Source organism: Mycobacterium sp. ABE4_509 (assembly GCF_056160785.1).
The window spans coordinates 1-9,084 of the sequence record NZ_JBSWXU010000184.1 but is presented as its reverse complement, the minus strand read 5'-3'; the positions used below and the strand labels follow the sequence as shown (position 1 = coordinate 9,084).

The window sequence follows — 9,084 nt, the reverse complement described above, 5'->3', positions numbered from 1 at the left end:
CGCCCGGTCCGTGGCGTGGCCCCATCGCCGTTGTTCGTCGCCTGCGGCCTCGATGACGCCGGTGAGCCGGCCGCTGACCCGCAGTTCGGCGGCGTGTTCGAGGGCGAGCATGGTCGCGGTGTCGCGCTGGGCGTGGTGTTCGTCGGCCAGACTCTCCGCGGCGGCCGCCGCCCGTGCGGCCAGCGCCGGGGCGAGGACGCCGGCGATCAGCATGCCCAGCGCCAGTACTGCGGCGGCCGGCAGCGAGATCATCCCGATCAACGTCACCGCGGCCACCCCGAGCACGGCGGCGACACCGATCGGCACCACCGCGCGCACCACCACGTCGGCCAACTCGTCGACGCTGGCGCCGATGCGGGCGACCAGGTCTCCGCTGTGCCGGCGCATGACCGCCTCCACCGGCCCGGCCGCCAGCCGGGAGAACAGTTGCTCGCGCGCGTTGCCCGCCGCGCGCAACGCGGTGTCGTGTGAGGCCAGGCGTTCGCAGTAGCCCAGCACCCCGCGGGAGATCCCCAATGCGCGCACCGCGACCACCGCCACGGTCAGCTGCAGCACCGGGGGCATCTGCCAGGCCCGGGTGATCAACCATGCCGACACCGCGGCCAGCGCCAGCGCGCTGCCCAGCGACAGCGCCCCGAACATGACGGCCAACGCGACCCGGGGGATCCGGGGCCGCAGCAGCGACCAGGCCAGGCGGAACGACTCAGCGTGCGGCACCGACGCCACCCATGTCGACCCCGAACTGCACGATGTCGTCGCCGATGGCCAGCACCGGTGCGCGGTGCCCGACCACGAGGACGGCCGCACCTCGACGCGCCCGCTCGGCGATCGCCCCCAACGCGCGCGCCTCGGTGGGGCCGTCCAGATGGGCGGTGGGCTCGTCGAACAACAGCACCGGCGCCGGGGAGCCGAGCACCCGGGCCAGCCCCAGCCGCTGCCGCTGCCCGAGCGACAGGCCCACCCCGCCGCGGCCCACCCTGGTGTGCAGGCCGTCGGGAAGTTCGTCGAGGACAACGTCGAAACATGCTGCCCGGCACGCCCCGGTGAGGTCGGGGATCGGACCGAACAGCTGCAGGTTCTCCAGCACGGTTCCCGGCACCAGCACCGGGCGTTGAGCCAGCCACGCCACCCGCGACCACCACTGCTGCACGTCGAGTTCGTCGACATCGACGCCGTTGACCCGGACCTGTCCCGACATCGTCGGGCCGAGCCCCAGGATCGCCTGCAGCAGAGTGGATTTTCCGACACCGTTGGGGCCGGTCAGCACCGTCACCCGGCCCGGGGTGACGGCCATGGCGGGCACGTCGACCTCGATCGTGACGGTGTCGCCGGTCACCGCGGCCGTTCCCGTCCGAGCCGCCGGCGCCTGGTCGATGAGCTGAAAAGCCGACTGCACAGCGGTTTTTCCGTCCTGGGCGGAATGGAACGCGGCCCCGACGCGGCGCAGCGGCCAGAACATCTCCGGTGCGAGCAGCAACGCGGTCAGCCCCGCTGTCAGCGTCATCTGTCCATAGACCAGCCGCATCCCGACGCTGACCGCCACCAGGGCGACCCCCAGCGTGGCCAGCACCTCGAGCACCAGTGCCGACAGGAATGCGATGCGCATCGTGGCCATCGCCGAACGCCGGTGGGCGGCATTCAGTTCGGAGATCCGTCCGACCGATCCGGCGGCCCGGCCCAGTGCGCGCAGCGTGGGCAGGCCGGCCACCAGGTCGAGCAGCCGGGACTGCAGCGTGGACATCGCGGCCAGCGCGGCTGCGGACCGTTCGGCGGTGGCCAGCCCGATGAGCACCATGAAGATGGGGATCAGCGGCAGCGCGATCAGCACGATGACCGCCGACTGCAGGTCGTAGACGGCGATCACCACTGCGGTCGCCGGAGTCAGTATCGCCGCGACGAACAGCGAAGGAAGGTAGTTGGTGAAGTACACCCGCAGGCCGTCGAGGCCGCGGGTCACGACGACCGCGGCGTCGTCGCGACGGCCGGCCAGCTCACGCGGCGGCAGTGCGGTCGTGGTGGTGAGCACCTGATCGGCCAGATCGGCGATCACCGCGCTGGCGCCGCGTTGCGCGAGCCGGCCCTGCTGCCAGGTCACCAGCGCCCGCACCGTCCAGAGCGCCACCAGGACTGTTATCGGCGCGGCCAGCACGTCGAGGCTGCGGGGGCCGGGATCGGTGATGACCCGGGCCACGATCCCGGCGAGCACGACCGCCGATGCGATCGTGCAGGCCGCGATCAGCACGCCGCATCCGGTGGTGGCGACCAGGAATCGGCGCATCGCCGCCGAGGCCCGCCACAACCGCGGGTCTATCGGGGCGCGCGAGGTGTCTGTCAGGACGTACGCCTCGACAGTCCGATCGACTCGGGGATGGAGTCGGCGCTGATCCGCTTCCGGAACACCCAGTAGGACCAGGCCTGATAGCCCAGGACCAGGGGCAGCAGCGTCAGCGAGGCCCAGCTCATGATCTTGAGGGTGTAGGGCGTCGACGAGCCGTTGTAGATGGTCACGCTCCACTCCGGGTTCAGGGTGGAGGGCAGCAGATTGGGATACAGCGAGCCGAAGATCAGCACCGCGACCGCGGCGATCACCAGCACCATCGAGAAGAAGGCCCACCCCTCCCTGCTGTGCGACCACACCAGGGCGACCGCCACAAGCAGCGCCGCCACCGCGGCGGCCAGCGCCAGCCAGGTCCAGGTCTTGCCGTGGGCCAGCTGCGTCCACAGCCCGAAGCCGCCGGCCAGCACGATCACCGGCACCGTCAGGATCCGCCCGAAGCGGAACGCGTCGTCACGGATGCCCCCGGTGGTCTTGAGCGCCACGAAGATCGACCCGTAGAAGGCGAACAGTGACGCGGTGGCCAGCCCACCGAGCAGGGTGTAGACGTTGACGATGTCGAACAGCGTGGCCTGGGAGGCCCCGTCGGCGTCGATCGGCAGTCCCTGCACCAGCACGGCGAAAGCCACACCCCACAGGATGGCGGGCAGCCACGAGCCGACGGCGATGCCGATGTCGGCCCAGCTGCGCCACTGCGGATCGTCGATCTTGCCGCGCCATTCGATGCCGACGATGCGCACGATCATCCCGAACAGGATGGCCAGCAGCGCCAGATACAGCGCCGAGAACACGGTGGCGTACCAGACGGGGAAGGCCGCGAACATCGCCGCACCGGCGGTGATCAACCACACTTCGTTGCCGTCCCAGACGGGCCCGATGGTGTTCAGCGCGGCCCGGCGGTGTTTGTCAGATTCCTCCTTGCCGCCTTTGGCCGCGGCCCCGAAGGGGATCATCAGCATGCCGACGCCGAAGTCGAAACCCTCGAGAACGAGGAATCCGAGGAAGAGCGCCGCAATGAGGAAGAACCACAGCTCCTGTAGTCCCATCAGAATTCATGTCCTCTCTTCTGCGCGGGCGCTCAGTAGGCGAACGACAGGGGGGCGACGTCGTCGTCGCTCGGGGACTTGGGCGGCGCCGGTTCGGAATCGTGTTCCAGTGGCCCCTCGGTGACGTAGCGGCGCATCAGCCAGAACCAGATCACCGCCAGGACGCCGTAGATCAGTGTGAAGGTGATCAGCGAGAACAGCACGGTGCCCGCGGAGTGGTCGGAGACACCTTCCTGGACGGTCATCCGCACCATCTGGTCACCGGTCGGGTTCGGTACCACCACCCAGGGTTGGCGGCCCATCTCGGTGAACACCCAGCCTGCCGAGTTGGCCAGGAACGGGGTCGGGATCGTCAGGATGCCGAACAGCCCGAACCAGCGCTGGTCGGGTATCCGGCCGCGACGGGTCAGCCACAGGGTCGCCAGCGCGAACGCCACCGAGATCAACAGGAACCCGATCATCGCGCGGAACGCCCAATAGGTGACGAACAGGTTGGGCCGGTAGTCGCCCGGGCCGAACTTCTGCTGGTACTCCTCCTGTAGGTCGGAGACGCCCTCGAGGGTGACGCCGGTGAACTTGCTCTCGGCCAGGAACGGCAGCACGTAGGGCACCTCGATGAGGTGGGTCACGCTGTCGCAGTTGTTGTGGGTGCCGACGGTCAGGATGGAGAAGTCCGGGTCGGTCTCGGTGTCGCACAACGATTCCGCTGAGGCCATCTTCATCGGTTGCTGGACGAACATGAGTTTGCCCTGGAAGTCGCCGGTGAAGAACAGCCCTGCCGCGGCGACGAGTGCGACCAGGCTGCCCGCGATCGTCGCGGGCCGGTACATGGTCCGCGCCTCGACAAGGCCGGCCTCCTGATCGGCCAGCGCGGCGCTTTTGCGTCGGTCCCGCACCATCAACCAGGCCGACACACCGGCGACGAAGGTGCCCGCGGTCAAGAACGAACCGGCTACGACGTGCAGGAACGCCCAGATGGCGGTGTTGTTGGTCAGCAGCGCGACGAAGTCCACCAGCTCGGCCCGGCCGGTTTCCGGGTTGAACCGGGCCCCGACCGGATGCTGCATGAACGAGTTCGCCGCGATGATGAAGAACGCCGAGGCGTTCACGCCGAAGGCCACGATCCAGATGCAGGCCAGATGCAGCGCCCGGGGGAGGCGCCCCCACCCGAAGATCCACAGTCCGATGAAGGTGGACTCGAAGAAGAACGCGATCAGGCCTTCGAACGCCAGCGGCGCCCCGAAGATGTCACCGACGAACTTGGAGTACTCGCTCCAGTTCATGCCGAACTGGAATTCCTGGACGATGCCGGTCGCCACGCCGAGGGCGAAGTTGATCAGGAACAGTTTGCCGAAGAACCGGGTCAGCCGGTACCAGGCGGTGTTGCCGGTGATGTGCCATGCCGTCTGCATGGCGGCGATCAGCGGCGCCAGACCGATGGTCAGCGGGACGAAGATGAAGTGGTAGACCGTCGTGATGCCGAATTGCCATCGCGACACGTCCAATGCGTCCATCTGCCACTCCCGGGTTCGACCGATCCAGACTACGACACAGTGTAGTAACTTTCTGGACGCTCGGCGCTAGGGACTTCCGGCACTCATTCCGGCGAGGGCGCGGTGACTTCCTGCCTGAGTTCCGTCATCTTCTTGCTCGCGCTGCGGATACCGAACGCCGAGACGACTTCGAAGACGCCGAGGACGATGAGCCAGATGCCGACGACCTGGGTCAGGATGGCCAGCGATTCGAACGGAACGGCGAGCACGACCACGCCGGCGATCAGGCTGATCACGCCGATGGCCAGCTCCCACCACCGGCCGGGCAGCGTCGGGTCGCTGATGGCCGAGACCGTGGTCGCCACGCCGCGGAAGATGAATCCGATTCCGATCCAGATGGCCAGCAGCAGTACGGCATCGCCGAAATTGATGAAACACATCACGGCCAGAATGAGCGCCGCGGCGCCACTGATGAACAGCAGCACGCGTCCGCCCAGCGAGACCTTGAGGCTGAACGCGAAGACCACCTGGGTGATGCCGGCGACCAACAGGTAGGCGGCGAAGAAGATCGCGGCCACAAAGATGCTGATCGCCGGCCAGACCAGCACCATGACGCCGAGAATGACCGCGAGAACTCCGGACAGCAACGCGGTTTTCCAAAAGTGCTGCAACATGCTTGGGGGAGTGCCGGTTTCCATTCGCGCAGTGTGACACAACCGGCTGCCCGATCGCCTGATTTCGCGTTACGGCTGTGGTATCTCCATACGCTCGTTAATGTTCCGTTACCGGCGCTGCGCGTCGGGTCATCGGTCGTTAACGTCCTTGGCTGGAGATGACCGGGATCGGTCTCTGGTCGCGGGGCTGACGGCCCGAAGCAGAAAGTTGAGGCAACCGTGTTGGGTGGAATCCAAGACCGCCGGAAGAGCTTCTGGCGGATTGCGGCGGTCTTTGCCGCCAGCGGCGCCCTGGCGCTCTCGGGCTGTTCCAGCAGCAGCGACTCGAGCGCACCCGAATCGCCGACCGAAAGCGTGCAGGCCGACACCGTCGACGAGATCGCGAACACCGTCCCCGAGGCGATCAAGTCTTCGGGCAAACTCATCATCGGCGTCAACATCCCCTATGCGCCGATGGAGTTCAAGGATCCCGACGGCCAGATCGTCGGCTTCGACGTCGACCTGATGAATGCGATCGCCGGCACGCTGGGGCTGACCCCGGAGTACCGCGAAGCCGACTTCGCCCGGATCATCCCGTCCATCCAGGGCGGCACCTTCAACGTCGGGATGTCGTCGTTCACCGACAGCAAGGAGCGCGAGGAGCAGGTCGACTTCGTCACCTATTTCTCGGCGGGCACGCTGTGGGCCAAGCCTGCCGGCTCGGACATCACCCCCGAGACCGCGTGCGGGAGGAAGGTCGCGGTGCAGGCGACCACGGTGCAGGAGACCGACGAGTTGCCGGCGCGCAGCGCGGAGTGCACCGCGGCCGGTCAGCCGCCGATCGAGATCGTTCCGTTCGACAGCCAGGACGCCGCGACGAACGCCGTGGTGCTCGGCCAGGCCGACGCCATGTCGGCGGACTCGCCGGTGACCCTGTATGCGATCAAGCAGACCAACGGCAAGCTCGAGCAGGCCGGCGAGGTGTTCGACTCGGCGCCCTACGGGTGGCCGGTGGAGAAGGGCTCACCGCTTGCCCAGTCGCTGCTGCAGGCGCTCGAGCACCTCATGGAGAACGGTCAGTACCGCGAGATCGCCACGAACTGGGGCCTCGAGGAGGGGCTCATCGACAAGCCGGTGATCAACGGCGCCGTCTCCTGATCGAAGGGTCGAGCGCATGAGCGATGTCGGCACGCCGTCAGCCGTCGACGCAGTCCCGCTGCGGCATCCGTGGCGGGCGGTGGCGGCGGCCGTCATTCTCGTCCTGGTCGGGCTGTTCGTCTACGGGGCGGCCACCAACCCGGCCTATCAGTGGTCGACGTTCTTCGAGTACCTGTTCCACGAGCGGATCCTGCTCGGGGTCTTCAACACGATCCAGCTGACCGTCTACTCGATGGCCATCGGCATCGTGCTCGGGGTGGTCCTGACGATCATGCGGTTGTCGGGCAACCCGGTGCTCGGCGCCGTGTCCTGGGTGTTCCTGTGGATCTTCCGTGGCACCCCGGTGTACGTGCAGTTGGCGTTCTGGGGACTCATCCCGGTGATCTACCAGAACATCCAGCTCGGGGTGCCGTTCGGCCCGACGCTGCTGCAGGTCGATCTGCAGGCGTTGTCCTTCCCGTTCCTGCTCGCGGTGCTCGGCCTGGCGCTCAACGAGGCCGCCTACATGGCAGAGATCGTGCGCGCCGGCATCACGTCGGTTCCGGAGGGGCAGTTGGAGGCCTCCACGGCGCTGGGCATGTCGTGGTCGTTGGCGATGCGCCGCACGGTGCTGCCGCAGGCGATGCGGGTCATCATCCCGCCGACCGGCAACGAGGTCATCAGCCTGCTCAAGACGACCTCGCTGGTCACGGCGGTGCCGTATGCGTTCGACCTGTACAGCATCGCCACCCGGGAGATCGCGGCCCGGATCTTCCAGCCGGTGCCGCTGCTGATGGTCGCCGCGGTCTGGTACCTGGCGATCACCAGCGTGTTGATGGTGGGGCAGTTCTACCTGGAGCGCTACTTCTCCCGCGGCGCCTCGCGGAAGCTGACCGACAAACAACTCGAAGCGTTGGCCACTGCCCAGGCCGCCCCCGAGGAGCGTGAGGGCAAATGACGACACCGGGCACCGGCCGGCCGATGGTCAAGGCCGAGTTGGTCTGCAAGGACTTCGGGGCGCTCAAGGTGCTCAAGGGCATCACCCTGGAAGTGCACAAGGGTCAGGTGCTGGTGCTCGTCGGGCCGTCGGGCTCGGGCAAGTCAACGTTCCTGCGTTGCATCAATCATCTCGAAACCATCAGCGCGGGAAGGCTTTACGTCGACGGTGAGCTGGTCGGCTACCGGGAGCGCGGCGGCAAGCTGCACGAGATGAAGCCCAGTGACGTCGCCAAGCAACGCCGCGACGTCGGCATGGTCTTCCAGCATTTCAACCTGTTCCCGCACCGCACCGCGTTGGGCAACATCGTCGAAGCGCCGGTTCAGGTCAAGGGCGTCAACAAGGCCAGGGCGACCGAACGGGGCCGCGATCTGCTCAACCAGGTGGGTCTGGCCGACAAGGCCGAGGCCTACCCCGCCCAGCTGTCGGGCGGTCAGCAGCAGCGCGTCGCGATCGCCCGGGCACTGGCGATGGACCCCAAGCTGATGCTCTTCGACGAGCCGACCTCCGCGCTGGACCCCGAGTTGGTGGGCGAGGTGCTCGCCGTCATGAAGAAGCTCGCCTCCGAGGGAATGACGATGGTGGTCGTGACCCACGAGATGGGCTTCGCCCGCGAGGTGGCCGACGAGTTGGCCTTCATGGACGGCGGCGTCGTCGTCGAACGCGGCGCTCCGCGTGAGATCATGAGCAACCCGCAGCACGATCGGACGAAAGCGTTTCTCTCCAAGGTGATGTGAACCAGGATCCGGCCACGCCGCTGTGGCGGGCCGCCCAGGTGTTCCGTCTGCTCAGCTGTATCTATGCGCTGGGTTTCCAGCTGGCGATCAATCCCGATCTGGATCATCCGACGGCCGGGTGGTTGCTGTTCGGGGTGCTCGTCGGCGTCAGCGTGGTGTGGGCGCTGGCCTACCTGTACGGGTTCGGGCGCCGTCCGGGCTGGGTGATCGGTGAGATCGCGGTGGTGGTGGCCCTGGTGCTGTCCACCGAGGTGATCGCCGGTGATCAGTGGGCGGCCGACAACCAGTCCTGGCCGACGACGCTGTGGGCGACCAACGCGACGATCTCGGCGGCCATCCTGTTCGGTCCCGTCGCCGGCATGCTGACCGGTCTGCTGGTCATGGCCGCCAGCGCGGCGGTGAAGGGCTATGTGCACATCGACCTCGGGCGGCACGCGACGCTGGTCATCGAGCTGGCGGTGGGCCTTGCGGTGGGGATGGCCGCACAGACCGCCCGGCGCGCCCACGGTGAGCTGCAGCGCGCGGCGCGGCTGTCGGCGGCACTCGAGGAGCGTGAGCGGCTGTCCCGCCAGGTTCACGACGGAGCGATCCAGGTGCTCGCGCTGGTGGCTCGCCGCGGCCGGGAGATCGGCGGGGAGGCCGGCCGGCTGGCCGAACTGGCCGGTGAGCAGGAGCGCGCCCTGCGT

Annotated in this window: 9 protein-coding genes; 4 read left to right on the top strand and 5 right to left on the bottom strand. The window is 67.7% G+C overall.

Going from position 1 to position 9,084, the window contains the following annotated elements; genetic code table 11:
* The 5 genes from ACXAID_RS25275 to ACXAID_RS25255 form a co-directional block, all read right to left on the bottom strand.
* On the bottom strand, positions 1–642 hold a 642-nt coding region (locus tag ACXAID_RS25275; RefSeq protein WP_475024927.1), incomplete at its 3' end, for an ABC transporter domain-containing protein.
* Between the two features lie 61 nt (positions 643–703).
* Positions 704–2,278: a thiol reductant ABC exporter subunit CydD gene (gene cydD / locus ACXAID_RS25270; protein ID WP_475024925.1), complete on the bottom strand. Its 1,575-nt coding sequence runs from the start codon at positions 2,276–2,278 to the stop codon at positions 704–706.
* Between the two features lie 53 nt (positions 2,279–2,331).
* A complete protein-coding gene (gene cydB, locus ACXAID_RS25265; protein ID WP_475024924.1) occupies positions 2,332–3,381 on the bottom strand; it encodes a cytochrome d ubiquinol oxidase subunit II in 1,050 nt (349 codons plus the stop codon).
* Between the two features lie 32 nt (positions 3,382–3,413).
* Positions 3,414–4,895, bottom strand: coding sequence for a cytochrome ubiquinol oxidase subunit I (locus tag ACXAID_RS25260; protein WP_475024923.1), 1,482 nt, complete (start codon positions 4,893–4,895; stop codon positions 3,414–3,416).
* An 83-nt stretch (positions 4,896–4,978) separates the two neighbouring features.
* Positions 4,979–5,572, bottom strand: coding sequence for an HdeD family acid-resistance protein (locus ACXAID_RS25255; RefSeq protein WP_475024922.1), 594 nt, complete (start codon positions 5,570–5,572; stop codon positions 4,979–4,981).
* A 195-nt stretch (positions 5,573–5,767) separates the two neighbouring features.
* Here ACXAID_RS25255 and ACXAID_RS25250 point away from each other — a divergent pair, with 195 nt between their 5' ends.
* The 4 genes from ACXAID_RS25250 to ACXAID_RS25235 all read left to right on the top strand — a co-directional run.
* A complete protein-coding gene (locus ACXAID_RS25250; protein ID WP_475024921.1) occupies positions 5,768–6,685 on the top strand; it encodes an ABC transporter substrate-binding protein in 918 nt (305 codons plus the stop codon).
* 16 nt (positions 6,686–6,701) lie between these two features.
* Positions 6,702–7,622, top strand: coding sequence for an amino acid ABC transporter permease (locus ACXAID_RS25245; protein ID WP_475024920.1), 921 nt, complete (start codon positions 6,702–6,704; stop codon positions 7,620–7,622).
* A gap of 23 nt (positions 7,623–7,645) precedes the next feature.
* Complete coding sequence (locus ACXAID_RS25240; protein WP_475024926.1) at positions 7,646–8,398, top strand: amino acid ABC transporter ATP-binding protein; 753 nt, start codon at positions 7,646–7,648, stop codon at positions 8,396–8,398.
* On the top strand, positions 8,395–9,084 hold a 690-nt coding region (locus ACXAID_RS25235; protein ID WP_475024919.1), incomplete at its 3' end, for a DUF5931 domain-containing protein. The genes ACXAID_RS25240 and ACXAID_RS25235, both read left to right, overlap by 4 nt.